The organism is Streptomyces sp. NPDC059874, from assembly GCF_042731135.1.
Taxonomy (GTDB): domain Bacteria; phylum Actinomycetota; class Actinomycetes; order Streptomycetales; family Streptomycetaceae; genus Streptomyces.
This window is the reverse complement of sequence record NZ_JBHWJY010000130.1, coordinates 1-15200: the sequence shown is the minus strand read 5'-3', so window position 1 is coordinate 15200 and position 15200 is coordinate 1. Positions and strand designations below refer to the sequence as shown.

Annotated in this window: 17 protein-coding genes; 9 read left to right on the top strand and 8 right to left on the bottom strand. The window is 72.9% G+C overall.

The features are described from left to right. Positions 1-44: 44 nt before the first annotated feature. Complete coding sequence (locus tag ACFV9H_RS39520; protein WP_031150765.1) at positions 45-539, bottom strand: DUF3145 domain-containing protein; 495 nt, start codon at positions 537-539, stop codon at positions 45-47. A 248-nt stretch (positions 540-787) separates the two neighbouring features. Between ACFV9H_RS39520 and ACFV9H_RS39515 the strand changes: the two genes are divergently transcribed. Further along, entirely contained in the window at positions 788-1684 is an 897-nt protein-coding gene (locus ACFV9H_RS39515) for an SGNH/GDSL hydrolase family protein (protein WP_385408506.1), read from the top strand. A 98-nt stretch (positions 1685-1782) separates the two neighbouring features. Here ACFV9H_RS39515 and ACFV9H_RS39510 read toward each other — a convergent pair whose 3' ends face one another. Continuing rightward, positions 1783-4260, bottom strand: a complete 2478-nt coding sequence (locus tag ACFV9H_RS39510) for a beta-glucosidase (RefSeq protein ID WP_385408504.1) — start codon at positions 4258-4260, stop codon at positions 1783-1785. A gap of 152 nt (positions 4261-4412) precedes the next feature. On the opposite strand from ACFV9H_RS39510, the gene ACFV9H_RS39505 reads away from it, so the two are divergent. Together ACFV9H_RS39505 and ACFV9H_RS39500 are read left to right on the top strand one after the other, a co-directional pair. Then, positions 4413-4988 (top strand): TetR/AcrR family transcriptional regulator, encoded by a 576-nt coding sequence (locus ACFV9H_RS39505; RefSeq protein ID WP_385408502.1) that lies wholly within the window; start codon positions 4413-4415, stop codon positions 4986-4988. Between the two features lie 55 nt (positions 4989-5043). Further along, positions 5044-6168 (top strand): low temperature requirement protein A, encoded by a 1125-nt coding sequence (locus ACFV9H_RS39500; protein WP_385408500.1) that lies wholly within the window; start codon positions 5044-5046, stop codon positions 6166-6168. Here ACFV9H_RS39500 and ACFV9H_RS39495 read toward each other — a convergent pair. Next, positions 6165-6980, bottom strand: coding sequence for an NAD(P)-dependent oxidoreductase (locus ACFV9H_RS39495; RefSeq protein ID WP_385408498.1), 816 nt, complete (start codon positions 6978-6980; stop codon positions 6165-6167). The two genes, ACFV9H_RS39500 and ACFV9H_RS39495, sit on opposite strands and share 4 nt — an antisense overlap. Positions 6981-7037: 57 nt before the next feature. Between ACFV9H_RS39495 and ACFV9H_RS39490 the strand changes: the two genes are divergently transcribed. The 3 genes from ACFV9H_RS39490 to ACFV9H_RS39480 are packed head-to-tail and all read left to right on the top strand — an operon-like array spanning position 7038 to position 9423. Beyond that, on the top strand, positions 7038-7973 hold the full coding sequence (locus ACFV9H_RS39490; protein WP_385408496.1) for a LysR family transcriptional regulator: 936 nt from the start codon (positions 7038-7040) through the stop codon (positions 7971-7973). Between the two features lie 5 nt (positions 7974-7978). Continuing rightward, on the top strand, positions 7979-8689 hold the full coding sequence (locus ACFV9H_RS39485; protein ID WP_385408494.1) for a carbon-nitrogen hydrolase family protein: 711 nt from the start codon (positions 7979-7981) through the stop codon (positions 8687-8689). A 5-nt stretch (positions 8690-8694) separates the two neighbouring features. Further along, complete coding sequence (locus ACFV9H_RS39480) at positions 8695-9423, top strand: PaaI family thioesterase (RefSeq protein WP_385408492.1); 729 nt, start codon at positions 8695-8697, stop codon at positions 9421-9423. A 9-nt stretch (positions 9424-9432) separates the two neighbouring features. Here the strand turns inward: ACFV9H_RS39480 and ACFV9H_RS39475 are convergent, their stop codons facing one another. Continuing rightward, positions 9433-9768, bottom strand: coding sequence for a winged helix-turn-helix transcriptional regulator (locus ACFV9H_RS39475; protein WP_385408490.1), 336 nt, complete (start codon positions 9766-9768; stop codon positions 9433-9435). A 96-nt stretch (positions 9769-9864) separates the two neighbouring features. Between ACFV9H_RS39475 and ACFV9H_RS39470 the strand changes: the two genes are divergently transcribed. After that, on the top strand, positions 9865-10752 hold the full coding sequence (locus tag ACFV9H_RS39470; protein WP_385408488.1) for an NAD(P)-dependent oxidoreductase: 888 nt from the start codon (positions 9865-9867) through the stop codon (positions 10750-10752). Between the two features lie 38 nt (positions 10753-10790). On the opposite strand, the gene ACFV9H_RS39465 is transcribed toward ACFV9H_RS39470, so the two are convergent. From ACFV9H_RS39465 to ACFV9H_RS39455, 3 genes are all read right to left on the bottom strand, one after another. After that, the gene (locus tag ACFV9H_RS39465) at positions 10791-11600 is read right to left on the bottom strand and encodes an EI24 domain-containing protein (protein WP_385408486.1); all 810 of its coding nucleotides are present in this window, start codon (positions 11598-11600) and stop codon (positions 10791-10793) included. 78 nt (positions 11601-11678) lie between these two features. Then, on the bottom strand, positions 11679-12101 hold the full coding sequence (locus ACFV9H_RS39460) for an organic hydroperoxide resistance protein (RefSeq protein WP_030011104.1): 423 nt from the start codon (positions 12099-12101) through the stop codon (positions 11679-11681). Positions 12102-12165: 64 nt separating this feature from the next. Next, entirely contained in the window at positions 12166-13188 is a 1023-nt protein-coding gene (locus tag ACFV9H_RS39455; protein ID WP_385408484.1) for an NADP-dependent oxidoreductase, read from the bottom strand. Between the two features lie 95 nt (positions 13189-13283). Between ACFV9H_RS39455 and ACFV9H_RS39450 the strand changes: the two genes are divergently transcribed. Next, the gene (locus tag ACFV9H_RS39450; RefSeq protein WP_385408482.1) at positions 13284-13706 is read left to right on the top strand and encodes a MarR family winged helix-turn-helix transcriptional regulator; all 423 of its coding nucleotides are present in this window, start codon (positions 13284-13286) and stop codon (positions 13704-13706) included. Between the two features lie 11 nt (positions 13707-13717). On the opposite strand, the gene ACFV9H_RS39445 is transcribed toward ACFV9H_RS39450, so the two are convergent. Then, positions 13718-14449, bottom strand: a complete 732-nt coding sequence (locus ACFV9H_RS39445; RefSeq protein WP_385408480.1) for a hypothetical protein — start codon at positions 14447-14449, stop codon at positions 13718-13720. A 78-nt stretch (positions 14450-14527) separates the two neighbouring features. On the opposite strand from ACFV9H_RS39445, the gene ACFV9H_RS39440 reads away from it, so the two are divergent. Further along, the gene (locus ACFV9H_RS39440; protein ID WP_385408478.1) at positions 14528-15085 is read left to right on the top strand and encodes a hypothetical protein; all 558 of its coding nucleotides are present in this window, start codon (positions 14528-14530) and stop codon (positions 15083-15085) included. Positions 15086-15200: the final 115 nt, after the last annotated feature.

The window sequence follows — 15200 nt, the reverse complement described above, 5'->3', positions numbered from 1 at the left end:
CCCGGCAGCTGCCGGGCGGGGCCCCTTTTTCACGTCCTACGAGATCACACCACCTGGTGGAGCCAGCGGACCGGGGCGCCCTCGCCCGCGTAGCGGAAAGGTTCCAGTTCGTCATCCCAGGGCTTGCCGAGCAGCTTGGCGATCTCCGCCTCCAGGTCGGTCTCGCCGCGCGCGGACCGGGCGAGGGCGGCGCGGAGCCGGTCCTCCGGGATCAGGATGTCGCCGTGCATGCCGGTGACGGCATGGAAGATGCCGAGTTCCGGGGTGGAGCTGTAGCGCTCGCCCTCGGAGGTCGGGCAGGGCTCCGCGGTCACCTCGAAGCGCAGCAGGTGCCAGCCGCGCAGGGCGGAGGCGAGTTTCGAGGCGGTGCCCGCTTCGGCCTGCCAGGAGAACTCGGCTCTCCAGGTGCCGGGGGAGGCGGGCTGACGGATCCAGTCGAGGTTCACCCGCACCCCGAGCACGCCCGCAACAGCCCATTCCACGTGCGGGCAGAGCGCGCGCGGTGCGGAATGCACGTACAGAACTCCACGTGTCGTCACCGGGACCTCCAGTGTGGGACGAGGTCGGGAATAAACTCCAGAAAACGGACAGTATGTGACGTGATGTAATGTAACGGAAATTATTTGACATTGCGCTACGGGACCTGCGGCCGAAACGCCACGGGAAAAAGCTACCGTGCGCCAGGGGTCATGGTGTGACGTACGGTCGCTCCGAAGCCCGTAAACACAGAGCTTTCACTCAGCAGGACCCCCCGAACGACACGGGGCGACGAGGAGGGGACCTTCCCATGCGCACCACCCCCGCAGGCCGACGCGCGCGCCGGGCATGCGCGGGCGCGGGTGCGACGGCCGTGCTGCTGGCCGGGGTGATGACCGGGTGCCGGTCGGGCGGGTCGGGCGACGAGGGCGAGCGGGGGGCGCAGGCCGCGCCGCGTTGGAACACGGCGCCCGCCTCCATCGCGGCGGTGGGCGACTCGATCACCCGTGGTTTCGACGCCTGTTCGGTTCTGGCCGACTGCCCGGAGGTCTCCTGGGCCACGGGCAACGATCCCGCGGTACGCTCCCTCGCCATGCGCCTCATCGGGGACGCCGAGGCCCCCGCGCGCAGTTGGAACTACGCGGTGACCGGCTCGCGCATGGCGGACCTGCCGGGGCAGCTGGCCGAGGCGGCGGGCCACAAGCCCGACCTGGTCACGGTCATGGTGGGCTCGAACGACGCCTGCCGGCCCACGGCTTCGTCGATGACTCCGGTGGCGGATTTCCGGGCCGGTTTCGAGACGGCCCTCGCCGGGCTGCGGGCCGCCTCGCCCGCCTCGCAGGTGTACGTCTCCAGCGTGCCGGACCTCCAGCGGCTGTGGGAGCAGGGCAAGGACCTCCCGATGGTGCGGCAGATCTGGAAGCTGGGCATCTGTCAGTCGATGCTCGCCGACCCGCTGTCGGCGGGCTCGGGGGCGACGACCCGGCGCGAGCAGGTGCGGGCGCGGGTGGTGGAGTACAACGAGGTGCTGCGCGAGGTCTGCGCGAAGGACCCGCTGTGCCGCTACGACGGCGGCGCGGTGTTCCAGTACCCCTTCTCGGCGCAGCAGTTGAGTCGCTGGGACTGGTTCCATCCGGGCAAGGACGGGCAGGCGCGGCTCGCGGAACTGGCGCACCGACAGGTGACGGCGGCCGAGCCGCCGCGTTGACGCTCGTATGCGCGAAGGACCGGGGAAGGATGTCAGGACCTCCCCCGGTCCGGCTCTCGATCAACCCCAACAGGGGTGATTTCCGGCCATACGGCGTGTCACGCGAGGTCGAGCGTCGCCGTCAGCCGCGTGTCGCCGTGCGAGTGGCTCGCGCGGACCTCGTAGGTGCCGCCGATCCGCTGCCAGCCGCGGGCCTCCTCGTCCCAGATCTCGAAGGCCCGGGCGGGCAGGGCGATCTCGGTCTCGACGCTCTCGCCGGGGCCCGCCTCGACGCCCGCGAAGGCGGCCAGCCAGCTCGCCGGACGCTCCACTCCGTCGTCGACCGGGGCGAGGTAGACCTGCACGACCTCGCGGCCGGGCCGGGCACCGGTGTTGGTGAGGCGGACCCGGACCGTTTCGGCGGTGGCCTCCAGGGATTCGTACGCCCAGTCGGTGTAGCCGAGGCCGTGCCCGAAGGGGAAGGCGGGCCGGATGGACCGCGCCTCGTAGGCCCGGTAGCCGATGAACAGCCCCTCGCCGTACTCCAGGCGCCCCTCGGTGGGGACGACTTCGGTGACGGGCGCGTCGGCGAACCGTGCGGGCCAGGTGGTGGGCAGTCGCCCGCCGGGCTCCGTGTCGCCGAGGAGTACGTCGGCCAGCGCGGCCCCGCCCTCCTGCCCGGGGAACCAGGTCAGGAGCACGGCGGCGACCTCGTCGCGCCACGGAAGCTCCACCGGGGAGCCGGCGTTGACCACGACCACGGTGTGGGGGTTGACGGCGGCGACGGCGCGGACCAGGTCGTCCTGGCGGCCGGGGAGGGCGAGGTCCTTGCGGTCGAAGCCCTCGGACTCCACGCGCTCGGTGGTGGCGACGACCACGATGGCGGTGTCGGCGGCGCGGGCGGCCTCCACGGCCTCGGCGATCAGCTCGTCGGCCTCGCGCTGCGGGCCTAGGTGGAGCAGCGAGAACATGATCGCCTTGAGCGGCAGCGCCGTCACGTCGGGGACCTGGAAGGTCAGCGACACCTCGACCGGCTCCCCCTCGGTGAGGGTGACGCGGGCCCGCTCGCTGGGGGCACCGAAGAAGGCCTCGAAGGGGTCGGCCTCGTTGCCCATCTCCTGGACGCCCTCCCACACGGTCTCCCCGCCGACGGCGAGGGTGAAGGCGCCGAGCCCGCGGGTACCGAAGGCGTGTTCGCCGTTCTCCCGCGGCAGGAACGTTCCGGTGACCTCGATGCTCGCCATGGTCTCGTACGAGGCGCCCGCGGGCAGGTCGTCACCGATCCACTGGACCTGCCCCGAGGGCAGGGTGCCTTCGCCGACGACGGCGCCGGAGGCGTCGCGGCAGACGGCCCGCAGCTCGAAGCCCTTGTCGGCGGGGGTGAGTTCCTCGGAGGGGTCGGCGCCGATGGTGTAGGTGAGCGAAGCCCCTGAGCGATCGCGGAGGGCCGAGGTGAGGCCGTCGAGCGGGGAGACGATCCGCTCGGGGAAGACGACGGCGGAGCCGCCGCCGAGGACGCGGGCGTCGCGGGCCGCGGCGCCGAGGAGGGCGACGGTGCCGCCGGCGGCGGCGTCGAGCGGCAGGGCGGCGCTTCCGTCGGCCACGGCCTCGTTGCGCACGAGGACGAAGCCGCGGGCGGCGAGCTCGCGGGCCAGGGCCTGGCCGTCGATCGGGGCGGGTGCCTCTTCGACCACGGCGGGGGCGCCTTCCAGAGCGCCGACGCGGGCCGCGAGGCGCAGCACGTTGCGGACGGCCGTGTCGACGGCGGACTCGGGGACCTCCCCGGCGCGTACGGCTTCGGCGAGGGCGGGCCCGTACACGGTCTGCGGGCCGGGCATGGCCACGTCCAGGCCGCCGAGGATGTCCCCGGTGGTGGACCGGGCGGCCATCCAGTCGGACACGTTGTACCCGTCGAAGCCCCATTCGGCGCGCAGGACTTCGTTGACCAGGTACTGGTGCTCGGTCATCGTCGTGCCGTTGACCCGGTTGTAGGCGGTCATGATGCCCCAGGGGTGGGCGTTGGCGACGATCGCCTCGAAGGGCGCCAGGTAGACCTCGCGCAGCGGGCGCGGGGCGATGACGCTGTCGACGGTGAACCGCTCGGTCTCGGCGTCGTTGCCGACGAAGTGCTTGACCGTGGTGCCGACGCCGCCGTCCTGGACGCCGTTCACGTAGCCGCTGCCGACGGCGCCGGTGAGGTAGGGGTCCTCGGAGTAGCACTCGAAGTGCCGGCCGCCGAGCGGGGAGCGGTGCAGGTTGACGGTGGGGGCGAGGAGGACGTGGACGCCCTTGCGGCGGGCTTCCTGCGCGAGGAGCCGGCCTGCCCGGCGGGCGAGCTCCGGGTCCCAGGCGGCGGCGAGCCCGGTGGGCGAGGGCAGGGCGATGGACGGGTCGTCGGCGGTCCAGCGCACGCCGCGCACCCCGATGGGGCCGTCGGACATGACCAGGGACTTCAGCCCGATCTCGGGGATCGCGGGCAGGGACCACATGTCCTGGCCGGAAAGCAGGCGGGCCTTGGTGTCGAGATCCAGCTTGTCCAGAGCCGCTTCCACGGCGTATTCACGGATCTGCTCGCGGGCCTGATCGGCATCGGTCACGGCCGTGCCTCCTCGTTGAGTGCGGTGCGGGTGCTGTGCGGTGCCCCCATCGTGGACCGGTTACCTGTAGAGCGGTAGGGTTCGTAATCCGTTCGTGATGTACGCATGCCGTACGGTCCTGCTGGAGGCTGCGAAGGAAGGGGTGCGGGGCGATGGTCCGAGCCAGGAGCGAGGAGCGCCGCGAGGAGATCGTCCTCGCGGCCCTCGAAGTGATCGCGGAGCGCGGCTACCGGGGCGCGTCCCTGGCCACGGTCGCCGAGCGGGTGGGCCTGACCCAGCAGGGGCTGCTGCACTACTTCCCGACCAAGGAGGCCCTGCTGGTCGCGGTGCTGGAGGAGCGCGACCGGTGGGACACGGGCGGCGGCTCGCGCGCCGCGGCCGGCAGCTGGCGCCTGGACCTGCTGGATTCGCTGGTCGAGTACAACGCCATGCGCCCGGGCATCGTGCAGACCTTCTCGGCGCTGCTCGGCGAGAGCGTCACCGAGGGGCATCCGGCCCGCGAGTTCTTCACCGAGCGCTACGAACAGGTCCGCCGGGAGATGGCGTCGGTGCTGCGCGCCGAGTTCGGCGAGCGCCTCCCGTCGGGCCTCACCCCGGAACAGGTGGCTCCACTGCTGACGGCGGTCATGGACGGGCTGCAGTTCCAGTGGCTGCTGGCCCCCGAATCGGTGGACATGCCGAGCGAGTTCCGCTCCTTCCTGACCCTGTTGCGGGGCCCCGGCGCATAGCCGCGCGATCGGCCCGTGCATCCTTCTCCCGACGGACTACCGGGGGGAGTTGGGGATGGAGACGGAGAAGAAGGTCGCCTGGTCGGAGCTGTTCTTCGACCTGGTGCTGGTGTTCGCCGTGACACAGGTCTCGGCGCTGCTGCACCACGACCACGGCTGGGCCGGCACCGGGCGGGCGGTGATCGCCTTCATACCGATCTATTGGGTGTGGGTCGGCAACACCGTGTACTCCAACACCCATGACGCGGACCGGCCGCTGAACCGGCTCGCGCTCTTCGGGGCCGGGCTGTGCGGCCTGATGATGGCCCTGGCCCTGCCCGGCGCCTTCGGGGACCGCGGGCTCCTGTTCGCCGGGGCCTACTTCTGCGCCCGCCTGCTGCTCGCGGCCCTGGCGCACGGCGTCGGACGACGTCCGACGCTCACACCGGCGATCGTGTCGGTGCTGGTCAGCGGCCCGCTGCTGCTGGCCGGCGGGTTCCTCGACGGAAACGCCCGGACGGGGCTGTGGGCGCTGGCGGCCGCCGTGGACCTGGCCGCGCCCCGGCTGACGCGCCGGAACATGATGCGCCTGGACTTCGACTCGGGCCATCTCGCCGAACGGTTCGGCCTGTTCGTGATGATCGCCCTGGGCGAGTCGATCGTGGCGGTCGGCGCCCCGGTGGCCTCCGCCCCGACGCTCGACGCCGGCTCGCTCGCGGCCGTCGCCATGGCCTTCGTCCTGGTCTGCAGCCTGTGGTGGGTGTACTTCCACCTGGCCGCGGGCGCCGTACGGCACGGGCTGGAGACGGCGACCGTACGGGCGGACGTGGCCCGGCAGGTCCTCTCGTACGGGCACCTCTCGCTGATCGCCTCGGTCATCGCGGTGGCCGTCGGCATGGCCGAGGCCGTGGCGCACCCCGGCGAACGCCTCCCGCTCGGCGTGACCGCCCTCCTCTACGGGGGCTGCGCCCTCTACCTCGCCACCTTCGGGTACACGCGCTGGCACCTGTTCCGGTCCTGGTCGCTGACCCGGCTGGTGACCGCCGCGGCCACCCTGGCCCTGCTGCCGTTGGCCGCACTGCTGCCCTCGTTGGGCGCGCTGGTGCTCCTGACGGCGGTGGTGACGGCCCTCAACCTCACGGAACTCGCCCTCGTCCGCACCCGGGGCGAGCTCCCCGGCGGGCCGGCGCCCACGGCCTAGGCCACGCGCGGTCGGATGCGGGAGAGGTCCTGGTCCGCGAGGTCCGGGCGGGCCGTGAGCGTGGCGCGCACCGCCTCCAGGATCGGGAGCGGGGCGCGCCCGGTGGCCAGGGCCACGTCCTTCGCGGCCAGGGCCACCGGGAAGTGGGAGGCGTCCGCGTACGTACGGGCCACCGCGCCCGCCAGCGGTCCGCGGGCCAGTTGGGCGCGGACCAGCGGCTCCGGCAGGCCCAGTTCCCGACCCAGCGTCAGGGCCTCGGCCACCAGGCCGACTCCGCCGACCACCGCGTTGATCAGCACCAGCTTGAGCGCGGCGCCCGCCCCGGCCTCGCCGCACTCGGTGACCTCGCCGAGCGCGCCCAGCACCTCGCGGACCGGGCCGGGCAGCGGCCCGCCGGCCAGCACCCACAACTCCCCCGTGGCCGCCCGGTCCACGCTCCCCATCACGGGCGCGTCGGTCAGGGTCACCCCCGCGGGCAGCCGCCCCGCCAGTTCGCGCACCGCCTCCGGGCCGACGGTCGAGGTGTCGATCCAGTGCACGCCGGACCGCAGGGCCGGCAGCACGTCCTCGGAGACGGCCCGCAGGGCCGCCGGGTCGGCCAGCATCGTGATGACGAGGTCCGCCCCGCGGACCGCCTCGGCGGGCGTGTCGGCGACCGCCGCACCGGCCTCCGCCAGTGGCCGCGTCCTGCCCGGCGTCCGGTTCCACACCGTCAGCCCGTGTCCCCTGTCCAACAGGTGACGGGCCATCGGGGCGCCCATGTTCCCGAGGCCGAGGAAGGCGATCTTCTGCGCTGTGTCCATCTGCTCCATGCCTCGAAGCTAGGTCCGGCCCGGCCATGCGACAAGCGAATGTCTAGCATGGCCCTCATGCCCACTCCGCATGGATCGCCCGGATCGCCCAGATCACATGGCTCGCACGGCTTGTACGAGGTCTTCCTCCGCGTGGCCCGCCTGGCCTCCTTCACCGCCGCGGCCCGGTCCCTGGGCTACACCCAGTCCGCGGTCTCCCGGCAGATCCAGACCCTGGAGGACGAGTGGGGCACCCCGCTCTTCGACCGGCTGCCGCGCGGGGTCCGGCTCACCGAGGCCGGCGGGACCCTGCTCCCGCACGCCGAGGCCGTCGGCGAACGGCTGCGTGCCGCCCGCGCCGAGCTCGACGCGCTGCGCACCCTCGGCGCGGGCCGGCTGCGGATCGGCGCCTTCGCCACCGCCGACGCCGCGCTGCTGCCGCGCACGCTGGCCGCCTTCCGGGCCCGCCACCCCGCCGTCGAGGTCAGCCGCACCGAGGGACTCTCCGCCCGGCACCTGGCCCTCCTCGCCTCCGGTGACCTCGACGTAGCCGTCGTGGCCGACACCTCCGGGGAACCGCCCCGCGGCTGCACCCCGCACCACCTGCTCGACGAGCGGATGTACGTGGCCCTGCCGCTCGGTCACCGCTTCGCGGGCCGCGCCGACCTGCGGCTGGCCGAGCTCGCGGACGAGGAGTGGATCACGGGCGGCGCCCGCCCCGAGGACACGCTGATGCGCTCCGCGCTCGCCTCGGGCTTCCGCCCGCGCGCCGGTCTCTTCGCCGCCGACTGGATCGCCAAGCAGGGCTTCGTCGCCGCCGGACTCGGCGTCACCCTGGTGCCGGCGCTCGCCGCCTCCTCCGCGCGGGCCGACCTCGTACTCGTCCCGCTGCATCCGCGGGACACCCCGCGCCGCCAGGTCTACGCCGCCACCCCGCACGGGATCGCCCCCTCCCCGGCCGCCACGGCCTTCCTGACCCTGCTGAGGGAGACCGCCGCCGGGCTGGCATCCTGAGCCGGGTGAAGATCGCCGCAGCGCAGCTGACCTGCATACCCGCCGATGTCCCCGCCAACGCCGCCCGGGCCGCCGCCCTCGCCGTCTCGGCCCGGGAGCAGGGCGCGGAGCTGGTCGTGTTCCCCGAGTTCACGCTGACCGGGTACGAGTTGGCGGCGCTGGCCGCCGACCCGGGGCTGTGGACCGGCGCGGACGACCCCCGGCTGGACCCGCTGCGCTCCGCCGGGATCGCCACCGCGGTCAACGTCGCCCTGCCCACCGGCGGCCCGCGCCCCGCCATCGCGACTCTGGTGCACGACGCGAACGGCGCGCACGTGACCACGTACGCGAAGCAGCACCTGTACCGGCACGAGCAGGACGTCTTCCAGCCGGGCGAGGGTGACGGGCGCTTCGAGCTCGGCGGGGTCCGCTTCTCCTTGGGCGTCTGCTACGACAACCACTTCCCCGAGCTGCACGGCCGGGCCGCGGCCGACGGCTGCCGGGTGCACCTGGCGAGCTCCCTGTACGGGACGGGCGACGGCATCCACGAGCGCGCCACCGTCCACCCGGGAATCGCGAAGGAGCACGGCCTGTACGTGGTCCTCGCCAACCACGTCGGCCCGGCGGGCCCGTGGACCGGCTGCGGCGGCGCGGCCGTGTGGGCCCCGGGCGGGGAGCTGCTGGCCGAGGCGGACGACCGTACGCCGTCCGTGGTGACCGTCGATGTGATGAGCTGATCGGTATGAGTACCTTCGCCTTCGACACGATCACGGTTCCGGAACACCTGCACGGCTACCCGGGGGTGGCCTACGGCGGCTACGTGGCGGGACTGTTGGCCGGCCGCAGCGCCGCGGAGACGGTACGGGTGGACTTCCGGCGGCCCGTGCCCACCGAGACGCCGGTCCGGCTCGCCGGAACGCCCGAGGGCGGCTGCGCGCTGACCGACGGGGAGCTGCTGCTGGCCGCGGCGACCCCCACCGCGTTCGAGGTTACGGACACCCCCGGGGCACCCTCGTGGGAGCGGGCGTCGGCGGCGGCCGAGGCCTACCGGGCGGCCCCGCCGGACGGGCAGGTCGACTGCTTCGGCTGCGGCCTGGACCGGACGCCCGCCACCGGGCTGCGCCTGCACTGCGGAGTGGTCCCGGGCCGCGAGATGGTGGCCACCGCCTGGACCCCCGGCCGGGAGCTGGGCGGAGCGGACGGGCTGCTGCCGGCCGAGCTGGTGTGGGGCGCCCTGGACTGTCCCGGGAACGCCGCCGGGCGGCTGCTCGACGACCGTCCGGCCGGGGCGGTCACGGCCGCGCTGACCGCCCGGCTGCTGCGACCGGTACGGGTGGGCGAGGGGCTGGTCTCGTACGCCTGGCTGCTGTCCGGCTCGGGCCGCAAGTACACGGTGGGCACGGCCCTGGCGACCGCCGACGGAGAGCTGTGCGCGGTCGGCGAGGCCCTGTGGGTGCAGCCGCGCGGCTGACCGCCCGGGCTACGCCATGACGGGGAGGAGGTTCTTCGCGCCCCACTGGCCCAGGGCTTCCAGCGCGGTGTTCAGCCCCTGGCCCAGCGGGGTCAGGGAGTACTCGACGCGCGGCGGAACCTCCTCGTACACCTCGCGGTGGACGATGCCGTCCATCTCCATCTCCCGCAGCTGGGCGGCGAGCACCTTCTCGGAGACGCCGGGGACGAGCCTGCGCAGTTCACCGAAACGGCGCGGGCACTGGTCCAGCTCCCACAGGATCGACACCTTCCATTTGCCGTCGATCACGGACATGGCCGCGGCGATCCCGCAGTGATCGGCACCCGGCCTTTGTGTCATCGCCATCGCACACCCCTCCCACCTGCTCGCTCACCTTGGGGTAACCACCCACTCCAAAGTGCGTACTTGAGCGCCTCACGGCGTGCCACCAGGCTAAACGTCATGACCGACAACGCACCGAAGAACCCGCTCACCCTGCTCGGACTCGGCGACATGGGCACCGCCCTGGCCCGTACCTGGCTCGCCGCCGGGCACGCCCTCACCGTCTGGAACCGCACCACCGCCAAGGCCGAGACCCTCGCCGCCGAAGGGGCCGTGGCCGCCGCGAGCCCCGCCGAGGCGGTGGCCGCGAGCCGGCTCGTCGTGCTCTGCCTGCTCGACGACGCCTCCATCGACTCGGCCCTGGAGGGGGTCGACCTGACCGGCAAGGACCTGGTCAACCTCACCACCGGCACCCCGGCCGAGGGACGCGCACGGGCCGCCTGGGCCGAGGAGCGCGGGGCCCGGTTCGTGGACGGCGGGATCATGGCCACGCCCACGATGATCGGCGTCCCCGAGGCCGGGGGGTACGTCTTCTACAGCGGCTCCCGCGGGCTCTTCGACACCCACCGGGAGGTTCTGGAGGTCCCGGCCGGCGCCCGCTTCGTCGGGGAGGACCCCGGTCACGCCGCGCTGCACGACGTGGCGCTGCTCAGCGCGATGTGGGGGATGTTCGCCGGCATCTCGCAGGCCTACGCGCTCATCGAGGGCGAGGACATCGCCCCGAAGGACCTGTCCCCGCTGCTGTCCGAGTGGCTCGGCGCGATGGGCTTCTTCGTCGGCAACGCCGCCGAGCGGCTGACCTCGCGGGACTTCACCACCGGGGTGGTGTCCAACCTGGCCATGCAGGTCGCGGGCAGCGGCACCATGCTGCGCACCGCCGAGGAGCAGGGGGTCAGTGCCGAGCTGGTCTCGCCGTACGTGGAGCTGATGCGCCGCCGGCTGACCTCGGACCCGGCCGCCCACGGCGGCGAGGACACGGTGGGGGCGATCACCCTGCTGAAGCGCTAGCGCCGCGACCCGGTGAACCTTTCCGGTCACAGCGCTGGCTACGAGTAGGCGGGCGGGGGCGGGCCGAAGCCGGTGGGCGCGCCGGCGGCCGGGGCCTCGGAGGGCTCCTCGTCGACGCGCATCAGGTCCCGCACCATGAGCGTGGCGCCCGCCACCGCGCCCGGCATCAGGAACACCGCGACCAGCGGCACCAGGAACGCCAGCACCAGCGGCACCCCGAAGCCCAGGACCAGCAGCCGCCGCGAGCGCAGCAGCGCCAGCCGCTCGGGCAGTTCCACCTTGCGGCGCTGGAGGGCGACGGCGGTGAGCTCCTGGGTCAGGAAGTAACCGGAGACGCAGAAGCCGAGCGCGGGGACCACGGTCTGCCCGATCACCGGGATGAAACCGAGGGCGAAGAGCAGCAGCCCATACACGACGACCCGGCCGAGCACCTTCAGACTGTCCCGGGCCGAGACCCACAGCTCCAGCCAGAGCGGCAGCCCGGACTCCGGGGCGTCTCCGCCCTCGCTGCGGTCGACCTGCTCGGAGAGCGATTCGTAGAACGGCTGGCCGATCAGCAGGGTCACCGCGGTGAAGGTGATGACCGCGAGGAAGAGCCCGAGGCAGTAGACCAGGGCGGTCAGGAATCCCCGGAAGAAGCCGAGCCAGGGCGAGCCCCAGTCGTCGGCGAAGGGGGTGGCCCAGGCCGTGAAGTCGTCCGCGCCGTAGCCGAGCCCGATCAGCGCGCCGGCGTACAGGACGAGCGAGACCAGGCCGGGCAGCAGCCCGAAGCCCAGCCACCGGCCGTGTCGCAGCACCCATCGCTGTCCGGCCAGCAGATACCGGAAGCCCCCCGCAAGATCACGCATGGGGGCAGTTTAGGGGGCCCCGAACACGGCGAAGGCCGCACCCCGGCGGGGTGCGGCCTTCGGCGAGCGGGTGCCGGATCAGACGGCGAGCTCGACGGTGATGTTGCCGCGGGTCGCCTTGGAGTACGGGCAGACCTCGTGGGCCTTCTCGATGAGGTCCTTGGCGGTGGCGGCGTCCACGTTCGGGATCACGGCGGAGATCTTGACGATCAGACCGAAGCCCTCGTCGTTCTTGCCGATGCCGACCTCGGCGGTGACGGTGGAGCCGGAGATGTCGGCGTTCACGTTCTTCGCGACGACGCCCAGGGCGCCCTGGAAGCAGGCGCTGTAGCCGGCGGCGAACAGCTGCTCCGGGTTGGTGCCGGCGCCGCTGCCGCCGAGCTCCTTCGGCGGGTTCACGACGACGTCGAGCTGGCCGTCGTTGGTGGCGACGCGGCCGTCACGGCCGTTCTCGGCGGTGGCGACAGCGGTGTACGCGACGTCGGACTGCTGGATGGACATGTAAGAAGATCCTCCTGGTAATCGTCGCGACTCGCGCCCACGGTCACAACGGTGTGCAAAGAGACTAACCGGTGAAAGAAACGATCATCTTTCCGGTGTTCTCGCCGCGGAGCATCCCGAGGAACGCGGAGGTCGCGTTCTCCACGCCCTCGACGACGGTCTCGTCGTACCGCAGCTCCCCGGAACGCAGCCATCCGGCGACGTCCTGGACGAACTGCTGCTGCAGGCCGGCGTGGTCGTTGACGAGGATGCCCTGCAGGCGCAGCCGCTTGCCGATGACCTGCATCAGGTTGCGCGGGCCGGGGGCGGCCTCGGTCTCGTTGTAGCCGGCTATCGCGCCGCACAGGGTGGCCCGGCCGTTCACGTTCATCGAGGAGATCGCGGCCTCCAGGTGGTCGCCGCCGACGTTGTCGAAGTAGACGTCGACGCCCTCGGGGGCGTTCGCGGGGAGCTGCTCGGCGACGGGGCCGTTCTTGTAGTTGAAGGCGGCGTCGAAGCCGTACTTCTCCGTGAGGTGCGTCACCTTCTCGTCCGAACCGGCGGAGCCGATCACCCGGGAGGCGCCCTTGATCTTGGCGAACTGGCCGACGAGGCTGCCGACCGCACCGGCCGCGCCGGAGACGAAGACGGAGTCGCCCTCCTTGAAGGAGGCGACCTCGAAGAGGCCGGCGTAGGCGGTCAGGCCCGGCATGCCGAGCACGCCCAGGTAGGCGGAGAGCGGGGCGAGCGAGGCGTCCACCTTGGTGGCGTGCTGCGCGTCGAGCTCCGCGTACTCGCGCCAGCCCAGCATGTGCAGGACGTGGTCGCCCACGGCAAAGCCCTCGGCGGAGGAGGCGACGACCTCGCCGACCGCACCGCCCTGCATCGGCTCGTCGAGCCGGAAGGGCGGGATGTACGACTTCACGTCGTTCATCCGGCCGCGCATGTACGGGTCCACGGACATGTGGAGGTTGCGCACGAGGATCCGGCCGGCGGCGGGCTCGGCCGACACGGGCACCTCGCGCAGGGCGAAGTCCTCGGCGACGGGCCAGCCCTGCGGGCGACGGACGAGGTGCCACTCGCGGCTCACGGCGGGAATCTCAGACATGCGGCGCTCCTGGTAAGAACGGAATTGCTTCACTAGGTGAAACAACCATGCGCCTGGATATTTCATGTTGTCAAGTAAGTGGGTACTCTGGATCCATGCCCAGTCGTCGCACAGACCCAGTGACCATCGAGGTCGTCGAGCTCATCGGCGATGTCGTGGCCCGCTACCACACGGAGTACGAGCACGCGGCCGCCAGCCACCAGCTGACCGGCGCGCAGGCCAAGGTGCTCACCATGCTCGCCCTGGAGCCGATGCCGATGCGCCGCATCGCGCAGAAGCTGCGCTGCGAGCCTTCGAACGTGACGGGGATCGTGGACCGGCTGGAGACCCGCGGCCTGGTCGAGCGCCACCCGGACCCGGCCGACCGTCGGGTCAAGCTGGCCGCCCCCACCGAGGAGGGCCGGCAGACCTCGGAGCGGCTGCGCGAGTCGCTGGACTTCGCGCGCGAGCCGCTGGCCGGTCTGTCCCCGGCGGAGCGGGCGGTGCTGCGAGACCTGCTCAAGCGAATGCTGGGCTGATCACACGCGGCTCAGAACCAGCCGCAGAACAGCCAGCAGTCCTCCGTGGGGGTGGGGGTGGGCTTCGGCGGCACCACGGGCGGCGACTGCGGGCCGCCGGAGGCACTCTGCGAGGGCTGCCCCGATGTCGTCGGCTTTGCGGAGCCCCGAGGGCCGGGGGTACCGGACGCCGATCCCGACATCGCGGGCGCGGGGGCGGACGACGCGGGCGCCGGTCGCGTGACACCCCCTGAAGACGCCCCGGCACCGCCGGTCTTCGTGGGCCCGGCGGCGACCTTCGCGGTGGCCTTCCCGCCCGGACCCGAGGGCGCGCCGGACGTCGGCAGGTCCGGCAGCGGGGCGGGCTGCTGCGGGCCGTCGTCGGTCAGCACCACCGTGGAGGCACGGTCGCTGCGCTCCCCGTCCGCGGCCATCCGGACCGCCGCCAGCGAGACCCCGGTGGCGAGCAGCACCCCGAGCGCGATGCTCAGCGTCGTACGGCGGCGCTTGCGGGTCGCGGCCCGGCGGCGCGCACCGGCCCTGCGCTCGTTCGGGGCGGACAGGGTGACGAGCGAGTCGGCGTACACGTCGGCCAGCGCGGTCGGCGCCGGTGGAACGGGCGGCACCGCGGAGCCGGGCACATCGGCATACCCCGGGGCCCCGGCGGCGGGCGGGGCGGCGGTCAGGTACTCGGCCGGGGTTCCGCACCCCGCGCAGGCCAGTGCGCCGTTGAGGTGCCTCCGGCAGGCGTGGCAGTAGTTCATGGCGCCCGCAGGCTACGTGGTGATCGGCTACATCCGGATCCCGGGAACGTAAGGATCCTGTGTGGAATCGTTACCGGCATGACAACCTTCGGCCCCGCCGCCTTCCAGTTGGTACTTCTCCGGCGGATGGCGGACTTCCAGCCGGAGCTCGCCGACGAGGCCCGCCGCCGGCTCGGCGCCTCCCTCGCCGACCAGCGCGAGGCGAACAAGCGCTGGCAGGCCATGGTCCGTTCACCCCGCTCCCGAGGCGCCCTGGCCCGGTACCGCTCCGTGCTGGGCCCGCCGGAGTCCGCCGAACGTCGCACGATCGGCGATCTGGAGTGCGAGGCCCTGCTGTGGCCGGTCCCGCTCTGGCCCGACCTCCGCTTCGAGGTGCTGGCCGCGCCGGACGGGGCGGTGTGGAACGACTGGCTGGTACGGGCCCCGGGCGCGCCCGGGCCCGTACTGGATTCGCCCGAGGACCTGCGGCCCTGGTCGGCCACGGTGGACGAGGTGGCGCGGGCGTTCGCCCCGGTACGGCCGATGGAAGGCACCGCGCCGACCCGCTGGCGCCTCGCCTTCGAGGCACTGGGCAGGCCGTGCGTGGCGGAGTTCACGTACGGCCTGCTCCAGCGGACCTCCCTCGACCAGGGCTAGGCCCTAGGGCCTGTCGTCACATTCCCGTCTGCCCCGCGACGTCTGGCACGCACTCTCGCCGCACCGGGCGAAAGCCCAAGTACGTCCAGTACGAGGGCTTCCGCCCGGCACGCCG

Bases quoted from the DNA above. Each gene is read 5' to 3' on its own strand.
- ACFV9H_RS39440 (WP_385408478.1), top strand. From the start codon at position 14,528: ATGACAACCTTCGGCCCCGCCGCCTTCCAGTTGGTACTTCTCCGGCGG.
- ACFV9H_RS39495 (WP_385408498.1), bottom strand. From the start codon at position 6,980: ATGGAGCAGATGGACACAGCGCAGAAGATCGCCTTCCTCGGCCTCGGG.
- ACFV9H_RS39470 (WP_385408488.1), top strand. From the start codon at position 9,865: ATGACCGACAACGCACCGAAGAACCCGCTCACCCTGCTCGGACTCGGC.
- ACFV9H_RS39480 (WP_385408492.1), top strand. From the start codon at position 8,695: ATGAGTACCTTCGCCTTCGACACGATCACGGTTCCGGAACACCTGCAC.
- ACFV9H_RS39450 (WP_385408482.1), top strand. From the start codon at position 13,284: ATGCCCAGTCGTCGCACAGACCCAGTGACCATCGAGGTCGTCGAGCTC.
- ACFV9H_RS39455 (WP_385408484.1), bottom strand. From the start codon at position 13,188: ATGTCTGAGATTCCCGCCGTGAGCCGCGAGTGGCACCTCGTCCGTCGC.
- ACFV9H_RS39445 (WP_385408480.1), bottom strand. From the start codon at position 14,449: ATGAACTACTGCCACGCCTGCCGGAGGCACCTCAACGGCGCACTGGCC.
- ACFV9H_RS39465 (WP_385408486.1), bottom strand. From the start codon at position 11,600: ATGCGTGATCTTGCGGGGGGCTTCCGGTATCTGCTGGCCGGACAGCGA.
- ACFV9H_RS39515 (WP_385408506.1), top strand. From the start codon at position 788: ATGCGCACCACCCCCGCAGGCCGACGCGCGCGCCGGGCATGCGCGGGC.
- ACFV9H_RS39490 (WP_385408496.1), top strand. From the start codon at position 7,038: ATGCCCACTCCGCATGGATCGCCCGGATCGCCCAGATCACATGGCTCG.
- ACFV9H_RS39475 (WP_385408490.1), bottom strand. From the start codon at position 9,768: ATGGCGATGACACAAAGGCCGGGTGCCGATCACTGCGGGATCGCCGCG.
- ACFV9H_RS39460 (WP_030011104.1), bottom strand. From the start codon at position 12,101: ATGTCCATCCAGCAGTCCGACGTCGCGTACACCGCTGTCGCCACCGCC.
- ACFV9H_RS39505 (WP_385408502.1), top strand. From the start codon at position 4,413: ATGGTCCGAGCCAGGAGCGAGGAGCGCCGCGAGGAGATCGTCCTCGCG.
- ACFV9H_RS39500 (WP_385408500.1), top strand. From the start codon at position 5,044: ATGGAGACGGAGAAGAAGGTCGCCTGGTCGGAGCTGTTCTTCGACCTG.